15 protein-coding genes and 2 pseudogenes are annotated in these 16,532 nt (G+C 62.0%); 8 read left to right on the forward strand and 9 right to left on the reverse strand.

Going from position 1 to position 16,532, the window contains the following annotated elements; all coding sequences use genetic code 11:
* Positions 1 to 20 precede the first annotated feature (20 nt).
* The 3 genes and pseudogenes from QZH45_RS13060 to QZH45_RS13070 all read left to right on the forward strand — a co-directional run.
* A complete protein-coding gene (locus QZH45_RS13060) occupies positions 21 to 389 on the forward strand; it encodes a hypothetical protein (RefSeq protein ID WP_024780742.1) in 369 nt (122 codons plus the stop codon).
* A 229-nt stretch (positions 390 to 618) separates the two neighbouring features.
* Positions 619 to 1,296: pseudogene (locus QZH45_RS13065) on the forward strand (PAS domain-containing protein); the annotation flags it as partial.
* Positions 1,297 to 1,410: 114 nt separating this feature from the next.
* Positions 1,411 to 1,884: pseudogene (locus QZH45_RS13070) on the forward strand (methyl-accepting chemotaxis protein); the annotation flags it as partial.
* A gap of 38 nt (positions 1,885 to 1,922) precedes the next feature.
* On the opposite strand, the gene QZH45_RS13075 reads toward QZH45_RS13070, so the two are convergent.
* Positions 1,923 to 3,410, reverse strand: coding sequence for an aldehyde dehydrogenase family protein (locus tag QZH45_RS13075; protein ID WP_055135616.1), 1,488 nt, complete (start codon positions 3,408 to 3,410; stop codon positions 1,923 to 1,925).
* A 207-nt stretch (positions 3,411 to 3,617) separates the two neighbouring features.
* Here QZH45_RS13075 and QZH45_RS13080 point away from each other — a divergent pair, with 207 nt between their 5' ends.
* On the forward strand, positions 3,618 to 4,589 hold the full coding sequence (locus tag QZH45_RS13080; protein ID WP_055135617.1) for a methyl-accepting chemotaxis protein: 972 nt from the start codon (positions 3,618 to 3,620) through the stop codon (positions 4,587 to 4,589).
* Between the two features lie 39 nt (positions 4,590 to 4,628).
* Here QZH45_RS13080 and QZH45_RS13085 read toward each other — a convergent pair whose 3' ends face one another.
* On the reverse strand, positions 4,629 to 5,957 hold the full coding sequence (locus QZH45_RS13085) for a hypothetical protein (RefSeq protein WP_053193373.1): 1,329 nt from the start codon (positions 5,955 to 5,957) through the stop codon (positions 4,629 to 4,631).
* A 66-nt stretch (positions 5,958 to 6,023) separates the two neighbouring features.
* Positions 6,024 to 6,215 (reverse strand): hypothetical protein, encoded by a 192-nt coding sequence (locus QZH45_RS13090; RefSeq protein WP_147460431.1) that lies wholly within the window; start codon positions 6,213 to 6,215, stop codon positions 6,024 to 6,026.
* Positions 6,216 to 6,246: 31 nt separating this feature from the next.
* Here QZH45_RS13090 and QZH45_RS13095 point away from each other — a divergent pair, with 31 nt between their 5' ends.
* The 3 genes from QZH45_RS13095 (at position 6,247) to feaR (ending at position 9,397) form a co-directional block, all read left to right on the forward strand.
* The gene (locus QZH45_RS13095; RefSeq protein WP_053193368.1) at positions 6,247 to 7,746 is read left to right on the forward strand and encodes an APC family permease; all 1,500 of its coding nucleotides are present in this window, start codon (positions 6,247 to 6,249) and stop codon (positions 7,744 to 7,746) included.
* Positions 7,691 to 8,311 carry a DUF3156 family protein gene (locus QZH45_RS13100; protein WP_055135761.1) on the forward strand — a complete coding sequence of 207 codons (621 nt, stop codon included), beginning with the start codon at positions 7,691 to 7,693 and terminating at the stop codon, positions 8,309 to 8,311. The genes QZH45_RS13095 and QZH45_RS13100 overlap by 56 nt, the downstream gene beginning before the upstream one ends.
* A 123-nt stretch (positions 8,312 to 8,434) precedes the next feature.
* On the forward strand, positions 8,435 to 9,397 hold the full coding sequence (gene feaR, locus QZH45_RS13105) for a transcriptional regulator FeaR (protein WP_055135760.1): 963 nt from the start codon (positions 8,435 to 8,437) through the stop codon (positions 9,395 to 9,397).
* Between the two features lie 689 nt (positions 9,398 to 10,086).
* Here the strand turns inward: feaR and QZH45_RS13110 are convergent.
* From QZH45_RS13110 to QZH45_RS13135, 6 genes are all read right to left on the reverse strand, one after another.
* The gene (locus QZH45_RS13110) at positions 10,087 to 10,854 is read right to left on the reverse strand and encodes an SDR family oxidoreductase (RefSeq protein WP_024779812.1); all 768 of its coding nucleotides are present in this window, start codon (positions 10,852 to 10,854) and stop codon (positions 10,087 to 10,089) included.
* Positions 10,844 to 11,647, reverse strand: a complete 804-nt coding sequence (locus QZH45_RS13115) for an SDR family NAD(P)-dependent oxidoreductase (protein WP_053193361.1) — start codon at positions 11,645 to 11,647, stop codon at positions 10,844 to 10,846. The genes QZH45_RS13110 and QZH45_RS13115 overlap by 11 nt, the downstream gene beginning before the upstream one ends.
* Positions 11,640 to 12,461 carry a molybdenum cofactor biosynthesis F family protein gene (locus QZH45_RS13120; RefSeq protein WP_024779814.1) on the reverse strand — a complete coding sequence of 274 codons (822 nt, stop codon included), beginning with the start codon at positions 12,459 to 12,461 and terminating at the stop codon, positions 11,640 to 11,642. Before QZH45_RS13120 ends, QZH45_RS13115 begins: the two co-directional genes overlap by 8 nt.
* Positions 12,462 to 12,546: 85 nt before the next feature.
* The gene (locus tag QZH45_RS13125) at positions 12,547 to 13,206 is read right to left on the reverse strand and encodes a helix-turn-helix transcriptional regulator (protein WP_024779815.1); all 660 of its coding nucleotides are present in this window, start codon (positions 13,204 to 13,206) and stop codon (positions 12,547 to 12,549) included.
* 52 nt (positions 13,207 to 13,258) lie between these two features.
* Entirely contained in the window at positions 13,259 to 13,624 is a 366-nt protein-coding gene (locus QZH45_RS13130; protein WP_024779816.1) for a cupin domain-containing protein, read from the reverse strand.
* Between the two features lie 115 nt (positions 13,625 to 13,739).
* Complete coding sequence (locus tag QZH45_RS13135) at positions 13,740 to 15,038, reverse strand: NAD(P)/FAD-dependent oxidoreductase (RefSeq protein ID WP_055135604.1); 1,299 nt, start codon at positions 15,036 to 15,038, stop codon at positions 13,740 to 13,742.
* A 310-nt stretch (positions 15,039 to 15,348) separates the two neighbouring features.
* On the opposite strand from QZH45_RS13135, the gene QZH45_RS13140 reads away from it, so the two are divergent.
* Complete coding sequence (locus QZH45_RS13140; protein WP_053193359.1) at positions 15,349 to 16,518, forward strand: p-hydroxyphenylacetate 3-hydroxylase oxygenase component; 1,170 nt, start codon at positions 15,349 to 15,351, stop codon at positions 16,516 to 16,518.
* Positions 16,519 to 16,532 lie beyond the last annotated feature (14 nt).

Raw genomic sequence — 16,532 nt, forward strand, 5'->3', positions numbered from 1 at the left:
TTTTGAAAAGGACTATTCGCATGTACAGACATTCCGTATCCGCGTCTCCCGCTACACATATACAAGGCGAGACAGCGGCCACTCGACAACCCCCCGAAGACGACCGCCACAGCATCCGTGAGTTGCTGCGACATTACGGACTGCGCACCAGCCTGATCCGCCTCAAGGTCATCGATGCCTTGCTCGTTGCCGCCAGGGATGGGCGTTCCATCAACGTACGCGGGGTGCACCACTACCTGGGGCTGTTTGCTGCCGAGTTGTCGCTCATCAGTGTCCGTGAAGTACTCAGGCGGCTGTGTGATGAGGGTCTCATCCTTTATCAGCCTGATAAAAGCTACCGCTTTACCTGCGAGGCCAGCGCAATACTGGAACAGTGCTCGAGCCGCTGACTGGACTGGATCGTTAGGGTCCTTGCGATTCTTTATTGACGTCAAGACATAATTTTGTTAAGCGGTATCAAGCCCCCGATTTCTGAGTCGATAGCCCTACGAGGTCCGACAGATTTGTAGTTTCGTCGAGGGGTACGTCATGTTTAATACAACGCTAAAAAATGAACTGATGGCCAGGACAGCCGAGTTGGCAACATACAAGGGATTGGTCGGTGCCTTGGAACGGTCGATGGCCGTTGTCGAGTTCAGTCCCGATGGCAAGGTGCTTCGGGCCAATGAGAATTTTCTCAAGACGATGGGCTACCGTGCAGACCAGTTGGCCGGTCTGTCCCATCGTGATTTCTGTACCCCCGCACTGGCAGGCAGCGCGGAGTACCGCGAATTCTGGAACCAGTTGCGTGCCGGTCAGTTCGTTTCCGGCACTTTTCAGCGCGTCAGCGGACTAGGCCAGCACATCTGGCTGGAAGCCAGTTATAACCCAGTGATGGATGAAAATGGCCGCGTAGCGAAGGTGGTCAAGTACGCGCTGGACGTGACTGCCAAAGTCGCGAGCGAGGCCGAAACCCGCGGCAGGCTGGCGGCACTTGACCGGGCCATGGCGGTGATCGAGTTCGACCTGGGTGGCAACATCCTGACGGCAAACGATAACTTCCTCCAGGTCATGAATTACTCGCTGGCCGAACTCAAGGGCAAGCACCACCGGATGTTTTGTGAACCGGAACTGGTCAGCCGTTCCGAGTACAGCGATTTCTGGCGCCGTCTCAATGCCGGTGAGTTTTTCAGCGGCCAGTTCAAGCGTATCGGCAAGCACGGCAAGGTGGTCTGGCTGGAGGCGAGCTACAACCCGGTCTACGACGCTGAAGGCAAGTTGAGCAAGATCGTCAAGTTCGCCACCGACATCACCGAACGGGTGGAGAAGTTCGAGGAAGATTCACGGGGCGCTTCCCGCGCCTACCACATCTCCGCCGAGACCGAGAGGGTCGCCGAGCAGGGCGCCCAGGTGATCCATCAGACGGCCAAGGAAATGCGCGAGATCGCCGACAACATCGGTGCCTCCGCGCGCCTGGTCGGGCAACTGGGGGCTCGTTCGGAAGAGATCACGGCAATCGTCAATACCATTCGCGGCATTGCCGAGCAGACCAACCTGCTGGCCCTGAACGCCGCCATCGAGGCGGCGCGCGCCGGTGATCAGGGACGGGGGTTCGCGGTGGTGGCCGACGAAGTCAGGCAACTGGCCGGGCGCACCAGTCGCTCGACGTCGGAGATCGCGGAAATGATCAACATGATCCTGTCCGAAACCCGCGAAGCGGTCGCCAGCATGAGCGTTACCCATGAGGGCGCGTTGCGCGGGGTGACACTGGCGGACCAGGCCGGATCGGTCATCGTGCAGATCAGGGCCGGCACCACGGACGCACTCGAAGCGGTGAGCATGTTTGCATCCAAGCTCGATGAGTCCGATGTCATTCCCAAGACGGCAGTCGGCTGGGTGGGTTGAGACGAGCCGGATCTCCAGGGCGAACGCGGCCGCGGTCCTCAGTAGCGAATCATCACTGATTTGAGTTCGGTGTAGTCATCGATGAAGGCACCACCGAACTCCCGGCCGATCCCCGAGGCTTTGCTGCCACCGAACGGCACGGCCGGGTCGAGCAGGGTGTGCATGTTCACCCAGACGGTGCCGGCTTCGATGGCCGGTACCATGCGCAGGGCCTTGCTCAAGTCCTGTGTCCAGAGGCTGGCGCTCAGGCCGTAAGGGCTGTCGTTCATCAGGTCCAGCAGTTCTTCTTCGCTGTCGTAGGGGAAGAACGTCGCGATGGGGCCGAACGTTTCTTCGTGGAGCAACGTGTCGTCACGATGGTTGGCGAGGATGATGGTCGGCTCGACATAGCAGCCTGGCCCCTCGATCAGTCTGCCGCCATGGACGATGGTGTTGTTCTGCGCCCGGGCCTTGGCGAAGCATTCGCCGAGTTTGCGTTGGTGCGGGCGGTTGCTGACCGGGCCGAACTGGGTGCCTTCATCCAGGGGGGAGCCGATGGTGAGCTGGCCCAGGCGCCGGGCCAGTTTGTCCATGATCGGCTCGATCTGCGAGCGGTGGACGAAGAAACGTTCCGCTGCGGCGCAGATTTGCCCTGAGTGCAGGAAACCGGCCTCGATAATCCCGTTGACCGCCACGTCCGGATCCACATCCGGCAGGAACCCTGCCGCGTTCTTGCCGCCCAGCTCCAGGGTGGCACGGGTCAGTCCCGCACCCATCGCTGTCTGGCCCACCGCGATGCCGGTCGGCACGGAGCCGGTGAACGAAACCTTGTTGGTGCCCGGGTGCTCGATCAAGCCTTTACCCACCTGACCCCCACCGGTGAGCACGTTCAGGGCGCCCGCCGGCAGGCCGGCCTGCATGGCCAGTTCGGCGATGCGCAGGATGGTCAGCGGCGTGAATTCGCTGGGCTTGATGATGACGCTGCAGCCGGTCACCAGCGCCGAGGCGAGTTTCCAGATGGCGATCATGGTGGAGAAATTCCACGGCACGATGCCCACCACCACGCCGACGGGTTCGCGCAGGGTGAACGCGGTGTAGCGCTCACCGGCGAAGGAGGGCAGCGACGGAGTGATGGTCTGGCCGCCGATCTTGGTGGCCCAGCCGGCGTAGTAGCGCAGGAAGTGAGCGGCCTGGTCGACTTCGAAGGCGCGGGAAATGTGAATGATCTTGCCCGACTGACAGGTTTCGATCTGCGCCAGTTCTTCGCGGTTCTGCTCCAGCAGGTCGGCCAGTTTGAGCAACACATGACCCCGGACCGCGGGTGCCGCCTGGGACCACTCCTTGAAGCCCCGCCGGGACGATTCCACCGCCGCGTCGATATCGGCGCCAATGGCGTCACTGACCTGGGCGATGACTTGGCCGGTGGCGGGGTTGATGACGTCCAGGGTCTGGCCGCCTTGGCTTTCGACGTAGCGGCCGTCGATGAACAGGGCGTGACGCCGACCGAGAAAGGCGTCGACCTGAGGCAGCAGGGCAATATCGCTCATGGGAGTTTCCTGATCGCGAACAAGAGAAAACCCGAGGTTAATCGCTGGCGGACGGCCCGGCTTGACTGTGCCTGCCGTGACGTATGTCTGTGCCTGCCAGGGAGGCGTTGGCAGCCACGAGCAAAACCCCTTGCAGCCAGGAACAAGCCAGCGTCGCCGGTTTGCGGTCAGATCAACGTTTCGACTTGATGGGTAAAGGGGCGGGCAATGTTTCTCCAGACCAACAGACAGAAGCTGGCGTTGAGTATCCAGGTGCAACGGGCGCTGGCCGGTGAAACCGACGACACACCCGTGCTCGACGCGTATCCGCAGCTGCGGGCCTGCCTGGCCCGGTACGCTCGACAGATGACGGATGCCACCGAGCGCTGTCGTCAGGTCGAAGAACAGTTGGACGAACAAGCCGCGCGGGGACAGCGAGGCGAACGCGAACAGGAGACGGTGCGCCAGCAACTGGCCCAAGCGGAGTTGCGCGAACGCGAACTGCAGATGCAGTTGGATGAATACCGCCAGCAGTTGCAGCAGCAACGCCAGGAAGCGCAGATCTGGGAGTTGCTGCAATCGACCCTGACCGAAGGCTGCTGGGACATCACGGTGGTCAATGGCGATCTTCAGCACTCGGCCAGCGGCATGCGATTCTCCAGTCAGTTTCGCTTGCTGCTGGGCTATGGGCCAGACGAGCTACCCGATGGTTGGGATACCCAGGTGGGTATTACCCACCCGGACGACCTGCCGAAGATCATGGCGATTTTCGACCGGGAGATCCTGGGTTCCCAGGGCAGTGGCGAATACGTCTTCGAGTACCGCATGCGCCACAAGAGCCGGGATTACATCTGGTGCCGTGAACGCGGGCGTGCGGTACGGGATGCCCAGGGGCGACTGGTGCGGGTCATTGGCGCGGTGCGTGATATCAGCGATGAGCGTTCGGCCCAATCCACCCACCAGCGCATGCTGGAGCAGAACCAGGTCACCTACGCCCAGATCGCCACGGTGGTGGGGGTGATCAAGGGGATTGCCGACCAGACCAACCTGTTGGCCTTGAACGCGGCGATCGAGGCCGCCAGGGCGGGGGAGGTCGGACGGGGCTTCTCCGTGGTAGCCGATGAGGTGCGCAAGCTGGCGGAGAGTACCCGCCAGGCGACGCATCAGATCCAGACGATGCTGCATCAGCATAAACAGTAAGCGGATCGGGAGCCGCCGTCCTGGCCGCTCCCGATGCGTTCAGAACGGCACTGCCACCACCAGTTGGCTGTAGACGTTGGTGCCGTTGCCGCCCACCTGATTGCCACCGTTGCTCTCGTCCTTTTCCGGCTTGTACAGGCCCACCAGCGGCGTGACGATCAGGTGCTCGTTCAGCGCCCATTCCACATACAGGTCCAGCTCTCGGCCGTCGAGGTTCAATGCCTGGCGGGTGTGCAGGGTCTTGTAGTCGAAGAGCAGCGCGCCGAGGGTCACGGTTTCCGTCGGCTTGAGCTTGAGACCAACGTGCTGGATGGCGGTATTGCTGTTGAACGGGCCGGAATAGTTGCCGGCCACTTCGCCCTGGAACCAGGTCCCGTAGCCACGGCTCAGGCCGTTGAACATCGAGTCCCAGTTCTGCGAGTAGCGGCTGTAGCGATAGGTCAGGTCCGGCGTCCAGGGCAGGTCGGTGAAGGTATAGCCGGCCTCGGTGTACCAGGCTTTTTCCGGGCCGGCGTCCTTGTCCTGCCAAGCGTATTCGAAGGCGAAGTGAGCGTTTTCGATGCCGGCGTTGCCGCTGCCGCGCAGGCTGTAGATGTCCATGCCTTCGCGCTGCTTCTGGAAGTCGCTGGCGTAGTGATCATCGACGTCGATGCCATGGATGTAGGTCAAGCCCAGGGTGCCGGGCGCGCGGGTGTATTCCAGGGTACCGGCGGCCATTTCGGTGTTGGCCTGGGCGCGGTTATCGGACTTGATCCACATCAGGCTGCCATGCACGCCTTCCTTGCCGCCCAGGCGCAGCACGGCGGTCTTGTCGAAGGCGTGACGGGCCGCCAGGTAATAGGCGCCGCCCCGATTGAACTCGCCATCCGCTGGGCCTTTGCCCAGGTTCAAGCCGTCGTCGTTGATGATGAAACCATCGCCCAGGGTGATCACCTGCCGACCATAGGACAGGTCGACGCCATCCTTGCCCAGCACCGGAAACAGATCCCCCGAGCGCCAGCCGGCGAAGGCTTCATCGAACTGGGTGGTGCGTTCGGAACCGTCGCTCAGGCCGGCCGGATCGCCGTCGCCCCAGGTGCCGGAGCTGACCAGATTGGTCGTGCCGTAGACACTGCCCATGCCTGCGAGTGTCTGCTCGATACTCAGGCCATACTTGATGAAACCTTCCCGCCAGCTCGAACCGCCGGCGGTGCCGTCGTAGTTCTTGCGGCTGTTGAACATCCCGTAGACCGCCAGGAAGTTACCGGTGACGGTGGTGTCTTCGTCGGCGTATAGCTCATAGGCCTGGGCCGACGGCCCGGCGACCAGCAAGGCGATGCCCAGGCCTATGGCGCGGCGCAGCGGTGGTGTGTGGCGTGTGTGCTCCATGGTGTATCCCCAGTGTGGTTGGATGGCAGAGCACGCATTAAGGAGAACGGGGGGCAGGGAAGTCTTTCACCTGGCTGCCATGGAATTGACCCAGACCGCCAGGTGGCGGACGCTGGCAGGCAGCAACAAAACCGGCGGCAGACATGGGCAAGACGCCCGGGACGGCGTGGCGCAAAGTGAGGCTGCACGCAACGCCGTTTCGATCAGGGACTGGCTGGGGGGCTCGAATGCCGGCTCCTGGACGGCGGTGGCATCCATACTAAAAATCCGCTTCTCGAGGATCTGCATCATGTCGATCAATGACCGGCTTACCGCGCACTTGAACCGGGGTACGGTGGGCTTTCCCACCGCCCTGGCCAGCACCATTGGCCTGATCATGGCCAGCCCGGTGATTCTCACCGCGACCATGGGCTTCGGTATCGGCGGCAGTGCGTTTGCCGTGGCCATGCTGATCGCCGTAGTGATGATGCTGGCCCAGGCGACCACGTTTGCCGAGGCTGCATCGATCCTGCCCACCACCGGATCGGTCTATGACTACATCAACTGTGGCATGGGGCGCTTCTTTGCGATCACCGGCACGCTGTCGGCCTATCTGATCGTGCACGTGTTTGCCGGCACCGCCGAGACCATTCTTTCCGGGGTCATGGCGCTGGTGAACTTCGAACACCTGAACACCCTGGCCGAATCCGCCGGTGGCTCCTGGCTGCTTGGGGTCGGGTTTGTCATCGTCTTCGGGATCCTCAATGCCTTCGGTGTCAGCGCGTTCGGCAGGGCCGAGATCATCCTGACCTTCGGCATGTGGACCACGTTGATGGTGTTCGGCGTGCTGGGCCTGATCGCCGCGCCAGCGGTGCAACTGGAGGGCTGGTTCGGCGTCTCGCTGGTGGGCACTGACCTGATCACTATATTGTCGCTGGTGGGCATGGCAATGTTCATGTTTGTCGGTTGCGAGTTCGTGACGCCATTGGCGCCGGACCTGCGCAACTCGGCCAAGGTCATGCCCAAGGCGATGGTCCTGGGCTTGTTGAGTGTCGCCTCATGCATGTTCATCTACGGCGCAGCCATGAAGCGTCAGGTGGAAAACGTGCTGCTGGATGCCGCCAGTGGTGTGCATCTGCTGGACACGCCCATGGCGATTCCGCGCTTCGCCGAACAGGTCATGGGCGACATCGGCCCGATATGGCTGGGGATCGGCTTTCTGTTTGCCGGTGCGGCGACCATCAACACCCTGATGGCCGGCGTGCCGAGGATTCTTTATGGGATGGCGGTGGACGGTGCTCTGCCGAAGGTCTTTACCTACCTGCACCCGCGCTTCAAGACGCCGCTGTTGTGCATCCTGGTGGCGGTGCTGATTCCTTGCCTGCACGCGCTGTGGCTTGGCGGCAACACCGACAACATCATGCACCTGGTATTGGCGGCGGTGTGTGCCTGGAGTTTCGCCTATTTGCTGGTGACCGTGTCGGTGGTCAGCCTGCGGATCCGTCGTCCCGACCTGCCACGGGCCTATCGCTCGCCGTTTTTCCCGTTGCCACAGATCCTGTCCAGCGCCGGCATCGTGTTGGGCATGTGGTTCATCACGCCTCCCGGCATGAACCCGGCGGACATCTACATCCCGTTCGCGGTGATGCTCGGTGGCACCGCGGCCTATGCGTTGTTCTGGACCCTGGTGGTGCAGAAGGTCAATCCATTCACGCCGGCGTCGGTGGAAGACGTGCTGGCCAAGGAGTTTTCCCATGAGCCAGGGCAACCTGTCGACGCGTTTGACGAGCGTGCTGCAAAAACTGTCTGAGCTGTTCAGCGCCAGGCGGGCCCCGGCCGGTTATCGGCCTGGGGTAACCCTGGAGCATGTGCGGCGCAACCTCGGGTTGGCGCGATTCGAGTTATCGGGACCGACGTCGGCGACGCTGGTCATCGACGACGGCAGGCTTCATCTGGAGGTCGTCGAACGCACCGAGTCGCAGCTCCTGATGCACCTGGTGATGACTGAGTTCGTGCTGCGCGTGCCGGCATCGATAGAGGGCATGGCACGTCTGGAACTGCACCATGGAGGGGCCATTCGCCGCAATGGCATTCGCTGCCGGCAGCGGGACGGGGACACGGCGTTGGCGGCCCGGTTGCAGGCGGCAGTGGAGCAAGACCCGGTGTTGTATCAGGCGCTCATGCCACTGGACTTCAAGCGCTTGCGCATCGAGCTGCACGGGCGCGAATGGCGTGTGTGCCTGGAACACATGGGCGGCAGCGAAGTGGTCAACCGCATGCCGGCCTTTCGTCGTTACATTCCTATCGGACCCGAGCAGCGCATGGCGTTGCTGGCGGTCTTGAGCGGCTTGCAACGGGTCTTGAGCAACCTTTGATTCTGTTGTGATGCCCTGGCATCAATCCTGCTACTGCTCTGGCGATCAGGTACTTGTTGCGTGCATATAGATAACATGTTAACTATTGCCCTACAAAAACAATAAGCCACTGCGGAGAGCGCCATGAGCATGCAACAGGTTGGGCAAGACGGGCTGGAGTCCTGGAACCGGGATCTGCGCGCCACTTGCGGTCACTTCGAGACGGAGTTGGCGTTTAATCGTGCTTTGTTTATCGGTCAGGTATCGAATTTCTGCCGTGGCGGCCTATCCCTTTCCAACCTGCGCACCAACGCCGGCTCCATCAAGCGCCATTCGCCCAATCCGGATCACGACGATGATCAGGATTGCTTGCTGGTCAGCCAGCGCAGTGGCTATTGCCGTATCACCCAGAATGGCCTGAGCATCCAGTTGGCCCCGGGTGAGCTGCTGTTGATGGATTCGGCCGGCTCGCTTGAGATCAGCCCGTTTGGCCTGATAGAGCATGCCGTGCTGTCCTTGTCTCGCCAGGATGTATCGAGACAACTGGGCGCAGAAACCAAGACCTTCGGCAAGGTCTCTTCGAGCAAAGCCTGTGGGCGGATGCTGCATGTACTGATGGACCAGTTGTGCAAGGACACCCCGGACGGCGAGGGCGTGGCGGGCGAGGGGGAAGCCTTGCAGAGTGCGTTTGTCTCGCTGCTGGGGTCGGCGTTGGAACACACCACCGATGTCCGCGATGACGCTGCATCGCTCCAGGGCGGTCATCTGCGCAGCTATGTGCAGAAGGTTATCGACGAATCCTTGACCCAGCCCGGCTTGAGCCCGGTAGGGCTGGCCAATCGCCTGAACATCTCGGTGCGGCACCTGTACCGTTTGTTCGAAGAGCAGGATGACAGCGTCTGCCGCTACATCCAGCGGGCACGGCTCAAGCGCAGTGCCGATGATCTGAGCAACCCGTTCCTGCGGGACGAATCCATTACCTCGATCGCCTATAAATGGGGCTTTACCGACTCGGCCCACTTCAGCCGTTCGTTCAAGAAGCAGTTCGAACAGTCACCCAAGGATTTTCGCTCCAGCCACCTGCAGCAGGCCATGGGGATGGTTTGAGGCGGGATGGTTGTTGGCCGAACTACCGCCATCGCGAGCAGGCTCGCTCCCACAGGGGAGTTGTGGTGTATGCGGTATTGGGGACACTGCTGAACCTGTGGGAGCCGGGCTTGTCCGCGATGACGGCGTTCCATTCAACATCTCTGTGGCAGATACACCGCTTTCGCGAGCAAGCCCGCTCCCACAAGGGAGTTGTGGTGTATGCGGTATTGGGGACACTGCTGAACCTGTGGGAGCCGGGCTTGTCCGCGATGACGGCGGCACATTCAACATCTCTGTGACAGATACACCGCTTTCGCGAGCAAGCTTGCTCCCACAGGGGAGTTGTGGTGTGTGCGGTATTGGGGACACTGCTGAACCTGTGGGAGCCGGGCTTGCCCGCGATGACGGCGTTCCATTCAACATCTCTGTGGCAGATACACTGCTTTCGTGAGCAGGCTCCCACAGGGGAGTTGTGGTGTGTGCGAAATAGGAGGGGACACTGCTGAACCTGTGGGAGCCGGGCTTGCCCGCGATGACGGCGTTCCATTCAACATCTCTGTGGCAGATACACCGCTTTCGCGAGCAAGCCCGCTCCCACAAAGGAATTGTGGTGCTGTGCGATTGCGGTGTTACCGGGAATACATGTGGGAGCGAGCCTGCTCGCGATGGCGGTGGATTTGTCGCCACCATCGCGAGCCGAACCCGCTTCAAACCTCCGGCAAGGTCGAGCCGCCGTCGACCACCAGGGTCTGGCCAGTCACGTAGCTGGCCAGGTCCGAGGCCAGGAACAGCATGGCACCGGCGATGTCGGCCGGTTTGCCCAAGCGCCCCAGAGGGACCCGCCGGGCGATGTCCTGGTTGAGGTCATCGTCACCGAGGTTGGCCATGGCCGGTGTCGCGATCATGCCGGGTTCGACGCCGTTGACCCTGACATTCTCAGCCGCCAGCTCCAGTGCCGCGTTGCGAATGAAACCATTGACCCCGGCCTTGGACGCGGCGTAATGGCTGAGCCCCGGATACGCCACCCGTGGGCCGGTGACCGATGAAGTCACTAGCACACAGCCTTGGCCCTGCCGCCGGAACATCGGCAGCGCCGCCTGCGTCAGCCAGAACAGCGCCGACAGGTTCACCGCCAGCGTCCGTTCCAGTACCGCTGGCGTAATCTGCTCGAAAGCCGTCAGTGGAAAGTACCCGGCGTTGTGCACCAGTACATCCAGCCGCCCCAGGCGCTGCTCCAGCCCGGCCATCATGGCACCAATCGCCGTGGCGTCAGCCAGATCAACGCCCACGGCTTCCACCTGGCAGCCTTCGGCAGTCAATTCACCGGCGAGCGCTTCGGCCCGCGCCAGGCCCAGGTCGGCGATCACCACGCGGGCTCCGCGCCAGGCGAAGCCTTCGACAATGGCCCGGCCAATGCCTTGGGCGCCGCCAGTCACCAACACTGCTTTGCCACTGAAATCCAGATCATTCGGCATGGGGTGTCTCCATCTGACTGAAGGCCAGTGTCGGCACGTCGACGATGCTGGAACCGCCATCGGCCACCAGCGCCGCGCCGGTGATGATCGACGCGTCTCTGGAGGCCAGGAAGCGACAGACATGGGCGATTTCCTCGGCGCTGGCTGGCCGCCGCAACGGCACGTCCGCGCAGACCCGGTCGTAGGCCTGTTGCAGCGTTTCGCCATGGAACTGCATCAGCACCTGCATTTCCTCATCGGCCATCGGCGTGCGCACCCAGCCTGGGCAGACGGCGTTGACCCGCACGCCTTTGGGGCCGTAATCCCGCGCCAGGGAGCGGTTCAGACCCAATAGCGCATGCTTGGCGGTGGTGTAGCCGCAAACCTGCGGCCCTGCCGCCAATGACGCAATGGAGGCCACCAGCACAATGTTGCCGGCGCTTTCCTGTAGCAGTGGCAAGCAAGCCCGTGCGCTGTAGAACGCGCTGTCGAGATTGCTGCGCATGGCCGCGTCCCAGGCCTGTGGGCTGGTCTCGGTGGCGCTGCCCTGGCCCATTCCACCGGCGCAGGCCAGCAACACATGAAGTCGGCCGAAGCGCTGGCGAATCTGCGCGACGAAACCGTCCCAGGTTGCCGGGCAAGCCGCATCGCCCACCAGCACCATGCCGCCAATTTCAGCTGCCAGTTGCTCCAGGGGCTCGCGGCGTCGGCCAATCAACACCAGGTTGGCGCCTTCGGCCGCGTGCAAACGGGCACAAGCGGCGCCGATCCCGGTGCCGGCGCCGGTAATCACCACGGTGCGAGATTCAGGCATCGGGATACTCCGTGTGGTTGAGGACCTGGCAGTAGGAACTGACCGGGAAGTTGGAGAACTCATCGAACGACGCCCCGGCGTAACCGAAGATCTTGCCGTCGCTGCGATGTTGTTGCAGGTCGATCAGCACCAGGCCGAGGGTCGGGATGATCTTTTCCCGCCAGACAAACAGGTACAACTCGTCGCTGATCTTGTAGGTGTCGCAACGATCGGTGTCGCACAGGCCTTGCTCCACGCCCTTGAGGCACTGCCAGGAGTAGAACCGGTCGTTGAGGTAGATGTGTTCGTAGACTTCACTCGGGCTGTAGCGATACAGGTTGCGCAGGCCCACCAACTCCGTGCTCGGGGCATGCGGGCAGAGGCCTGGCTGCCAAGGGCGATCAAGGCTGCCATGGAGAAATTCGACACCGACAGCCGTCAGCGGCTGACCGGCCAATGCACGCCCGTACAGGCCTTCGCGGGTTTGTGCCTGCTCGGGCATGCGGCCGATCACCGCAGTGAACGCCGCGTTGGCGGTATCGAGCACCAGGCTGACCGACAGGGTTTGCGCGCCTTCGCCCTTGAGAAAGTCCACCAGGTACAACCCCGGGCGTACCGACGTGGCCCGATACGGTGCCGTGCCGCTGGAGTGCCCATCGGCCGCGTGCCACGACAACATTTCCTGCTCGAATCGATGCTCGATCTGCCAGCCATTGGCGAAATTCAGGGTGAAGGTCTTGCCGCTCAGGTCCGCCAGGTTTGGCAGGATGAAGGCTTCTGGGGCAAAGCCATCGGCCAGGGCGCCGACGGTGATCCAGTCTGTAGATGTGCTCATTGCAAGGCTCCGGTTGGATGAAGTGTCCACCCGGATCATGTAGGCCTGAGCGCCCGCGGACTATCAACCGAATGGTTGAACCGCGTCAGAGAAACAGTGTGCTGACCAACTCGGTGCGGCTGCTTACACCGACCTTGCGAAACAGGTTGATCAGATGAGTCTTGATGGTTGGCAAGCCCACATCCAGCTCCCGGGCCAGGTACTTGTTGCTGACGCCTTGGCGCAGCAGCAAGGCGATCTGGCGCTCCTTGGGCGTCAAGTTGCCCAGGGTATCTCCATGGGCGGGGAGGTGGGCGACGGCCAGTTGCAGAAGGGCCTGCAAGGCGTTGAGTTGGGTTAACTGCTGGCTGGTGAATACACCTTGTTCGGCGGTGCGCAGCAACGAGATGGCGGCGTGCGGCTGACCATCCCGACGGGCGAAGACTTCCACCACATCCACAATACCGTGGCGCTGCAAGAAGCTGCGGTAACGTTGGTTGTTTCGTACCGGCTGGCGGGTCATCGCCAGGCCCAGCGGCACCACCGCCTGCTCGCTGGACACGCAGTTGCGCGGTTGCAGCGGATCGAACTGGTGGTAATTGTCCAAGTAATCTCGGTGCATCTCGCCGCTCATGCCGTGCAGGCTGAAATCATGGGCCTGCAAGTGCCGGTCGACGCAGTAGAAGGCCGCCCGGCTGGCGGGAATCAACTGGGTGAACGCTTGCAGGCAGTGGCCGGCGATGTCCTGGGTGGGGATGACGTTCATGGGCGCAACCTTCGTCATACGGGCCGCCGGTGATTCCAGCGGCCCTGTCCGGTCAGGCTACCGCGAAGTAGTGCTTGACGAAACTCTCACTGACCACTTCCCACAGCACCGGCGTGCCCTTGGTCACGAACCAGCTGTCGCCGGCCTTGTAGCGGGTGCTCTGGCCGGTGGCTTCATCGGTGAGCACCACTTCGCCGGTGACCACGGTGGCTTGTTCGGCGAATGGGTACACCATCCGGAACTTGCCCTGGGTGGTGCCGAAGTAGGCACTGCTGATGGCGTCGGTCGGGGCGCCGAAAGTCATCTTGCCGAAGGCTTTGACTTCGCCTTCGAGGATTTGCGAACCCAGGTCGGCAACGGTGCCCCAGGCGTCCAGTTCGGACAGCTGGATGTCTTTCTTGAGAGTGGTGAGGGACATGGCAGTGACTCCTGATGATTGAGACGGATGTGGTTTTGTGGCGAGGGGATTTATCCCCGTTGGGCTGCGCAGCAGCCCCATGGGCACTCAGATATGGATTCAGGCCCACTACACGTTAGCGACGGCCATTCCAGTAACCCGACAACTGGTGCCAGGACTTGCCGGCGGTCAGCAGCAGCGGGCGGATGGCGTCTTTGCCGATGATGGTCGGGCGCTTGATGGAGCTGACCAGGTCGTAGCGCGCCGAGCCTTCGCTCATGCCTTCGGCCAGCACCTTGCAGATGATGTGGCTCGGCGTGACGCCAAAGCCGGAATAACCCTGGACGAAAAAGGCGTTGCTGCGGCCGGGCAGGGTACCGATCTGCGGGAACAGGTTCGGGCTGCACGCCATCGGACCGCCCCAGGCCAGGTCGATTTTCACGTCCTTGAGGTACGGGAAAATCTTCAGCATCAGGTGCCGGTTCCAGGCCTTGAGGTCCTGGGGAATATGTTCCACCAGCGGCGTGGCGGCACCGAACAGCAAACGGTTTTCATTGGTGACGCGGTAGTAGTCGATCACCGGGCGAATGTCGCTGTAGGCTCCGCGGATCGGGCTGATGCGCTGGATCAACTCGTCCGACAACGGCTCGGTCATCATCTGGAAAGCGTAGGTGTTGATGGTCGACCGATGCAGTTCCGGCTCCAGCTTGTTGAGGAAGCTGTCGCAGGCCCACAGCAGCTTGCTGGCCTTAACCGAGCCGCGCCCGGTGCGCACGGTGATGCGCTCACCGTAGCTGACCTCCAGGGCCGGGCTGTTTTCAAAGATACGCACGCCGTGGCCGGCCAGGGCCTTGGCTTCACCCAGCAGCAGATTCAGCGAATGCACATGCCCGCCGCCCATGTGCAGCAAGGCGCTGCCGTAGGCCTTGGAGCCGATGATCTGCTGGACGTCGGAGCCGCCAAGAAAGCGGATCTCATGCTTGCTGTTGATCGACTTGAAGTCTTTTTCCCAGGCCCGCAGGGTTTTCTCCTGGCGGGCGTTGAAACCCATATAGCCATAGCCGTGGCAGAAGTCGGCATCGATGGCGTATTTGGCGATGCGGTCCTTGATGATGTCCGCACCCAGGTCGCTGATCTCGAAGACCTGGCGCAGGCCGTCTTCGCCCACGTCTTTCTTGATCTTTTCCAGGTCATGCCCGATCCCGGCCATGATCTGCCCGCCGTTGCGCCCGGTGCCGCCGAAGCCCAGGTAACGCGCCTCGAGCACCACGATATTGGTGATGCCTTTTTCAGCGAGCTCCAGCGCGGTGTTGATGCCGGAGAAGCCGCCGCCAATCACTACGACATCGGCTTCCACGTCTTGCTCGAGTGTGGGAAAACTGAGGTTGTACTTTTTGGTAGCGGTGTAATAGGTGGGCGTTTCGATATTGATCATGACGCAACCTGACAAAGTGAAAGGAAACTCCGTGCAGAGCCCTGCACGCGATGTCTCTATTAAGGGCCCGGAGCGGGGCGCTTGTCTTGATCATCCGTGCCGCGGGACTTGATCGAGCGCGCCATCGCTCGGTTCTTTCGCCATGAAAAGTACAATCTTGGATCTGGAAGGTGCATTTTTCGGCTGCCCTTGAATGCCCATACTGGACCGGCCTTAATCATTTGATCCCGCCGTTTTCTGCACCACGAGCCTGCCGTGAGGTGCAAGGCCAGGCGGGATCGGCAAACGCCAATAATAAAAGAGCCTGTCCATGAAAAAGCCAAATCCGCTTCTCGAAGACCTCAAACCCGTTCTGCCGGTCATTGCCGCCAATGCCTTCCAGGCGGAACAGGACCGTAGCGTTCCGGCCGAGAATATCGCCTTGCTCAAGGGCATCGGCATGCACCGGGCCTTCCTGCCGAAGAAATACGGCGGCATGGAGATTTCCCTGCCGCAGTTTGCCGATTGCATCGCGCTGCTGGCCGGCGCCTGTGCCAGTACGGCCTGGGCCATGAGCCTGTTATGTACCCACAGCCATCAGTTGGCGATGTTCCCAGCCAAGACCCAGGAAGAAATCTGGGGCGACGATCCTGATGCCACCGCCAGCAGCAGCATCGCACCGTTTGGCCGCACCGAGGAAGTCGAGGGCGGCGTGATGTTCAGCGGTGAAATGGGCTGGAGCAGCGGTTGCGACCACGCCGAGTGGGCGATCGTCGGGTTTCGCCGCAAGAACGCCGAAGGTACCCAGGACTATTGCTTCGCGGTACTGCCTCGAAGCGATTATGAAATTCGTGATGACTGGTTCGCGGTTGGCATGCGCGGCAGCGGCAGCAAGACGTTGATCATCGACAATACGTTCGTGCCGGAACACCGGATCCAGAAAGCCAAGGACATGATGGAGGGCAAGTCCGGTGGCTTCGGTCTGTACCCCGACAGCAAGATCTTTTACTCGCCGTATCGGCCGTACTTTGCCAGTGGCTTTTCCACCGTCAGCCTGGGCGTGGCCGAACGCATGCTCGAGGTGTTCCGCGAGAAAACCCGCAACCGCGTGCGCGCCTACACCGGTGCGGCAGTGGGGGCGGCTACCCCGGCGCTGATGCGCCTGGCCGAGTCCACCCACCAGGTGGCAGCGGCCCGGGCCTTCCTCGAAAAAACCTGGCAGGAGCACGCCGAGCACAGCGAGCGTCACGAATACCCGAGCCGGGAAACCCTGGCGTTCTGGCGGACCAACCAGGGCTATGCGACCAAGATGTGCATCCAGGCGGTGGATCGGCTGATGGAAGCGGCCGGCGGTGGTGCCTGGTTCGAAACCAACGAACTGCAACGGCTGTTCCGCGATGCGCACCTCACGGGTGCCCATGCCTACACCGACTACGACGTCTGCGCACAGATTCTCGGACGCGAGCTGATGGGCCTGGAGCCCGACCCCACCATGGTGTGACCACCGGCTCGTCG

This window comes from Pseudomonas corrugata, from assembly GCF_050920615.1.
GTDB lineage: Bacteria > Pseudomonadota > Gammaproteobacteria > Pseudomonadales > Pseudomonadaceae > Aquipseudomonas > Aquipseudomonas corrugata.

Bases quoted from the DNA above. Each gene is read 5' to 3' on its own strand.
- QZH45_RS13075 (WP_055135616.1), bottom strand. From the start codon at position 3,410: ATGAGCGATATTGCCCTGCTGCCTCAGGTCGACGCCTTTCTCGGTCGG.
- QZH45_RS13100 (WP_055135761.1), top strand. From the start codon at position 7,691: ATGAGCCAGGGCAACCTGTCGACGCGTTTGACGAGCGTGCTGCAAAAA.
- QZH45_RS13090 (WP_147460431.1), bottom strand. From the start codon at position 6,215: ATGGATGCCACCGCCGTCCAGGAGCCGGCATTCGAGCCCCCCAGCCAG.
- QZH45_RS13125 (WP_024779815.1), bottom strand. From the start codon at position 13,206: ATGAACGTCATCCCCACCCAGGACATCGCCGGCCACTGCCTGCAAGCG.
- QZH45_RS13085 (WP_053193373.1), bottom strand. From the start codon at position 5,957: ATGGAGCACACACGCCACACACCACCGCTGCGCCGCGCCATAGGCCTG.
- QZH45_RS13060 (WP_024780742.1), top strand. From the start codon at position 21: ATGTACAGACATTCCGTATCCGCGTCTCCCGCTACACATATACAAGGC.
- QZH45_RS13095 (WP_053193368.1), top strand. From the start codon at position 6,247: ATGTCGATCAATGACCGGCTTACCGCGCACTTGAACCGGGGTACGGTG.
- QZH45_RS13110 (WP_024779812.1), bottom strand. From the start codon at position 10,854: ATGCCGAATGATCTGGATTTCAGTGGCAAAGCAGTGTTGGTGACTGGC.
- QZH45_RS13120 (WP_024779814.1), bottom strand. From the start codon at position 12,461: ATGAGCACATCTACAGACTGGATCACCGTCGGCGCCCTGGCCGATGGC.
- QZH45_RS13135 (WP_055135604.1), bottom strand. From the start codon at position 15,038: ATGATCAATATCGAAACGCCCACCTATTACACCGCTACCAAAAAGTAC.
- QZH45_RS13140 (WP_053193359.1), top strand. From the start codon at position 15,349: ATGAAAAAGCCAAATCCGCTTCTCGAAGACCTCAAACCCGTTCTGCCG.
- feaR (WP_055135760.1), top strand. From the start codon at position 8,435: ATGAGCATGCAACAGGTTGGGCAAGACGGGCTGGAGTCCTGGAACCGG.
- QZH45_RS13115 (WP_053193361.1), bottom strand. From the start codon at position 11,647: ATGCCTGAATCTCGCACCGTGGTGATTACCGGCGCCGGCACCGGGATC.
- QZH45_RS13130 (WP_024779816.1), bottom strand. From the start codon at position 13,624: ATGTCCCTCACCACTCTCAAGAAAGACATCCAGCTGTCCGAACTGGAC.
- QZH45_RS13080 (WP_055135617.1), top strand. From the start codon at position 3,618: ATGTTTCTCCAGACCAACAGACAGAAGCTGGCGTTGAGTATCCAGGTG.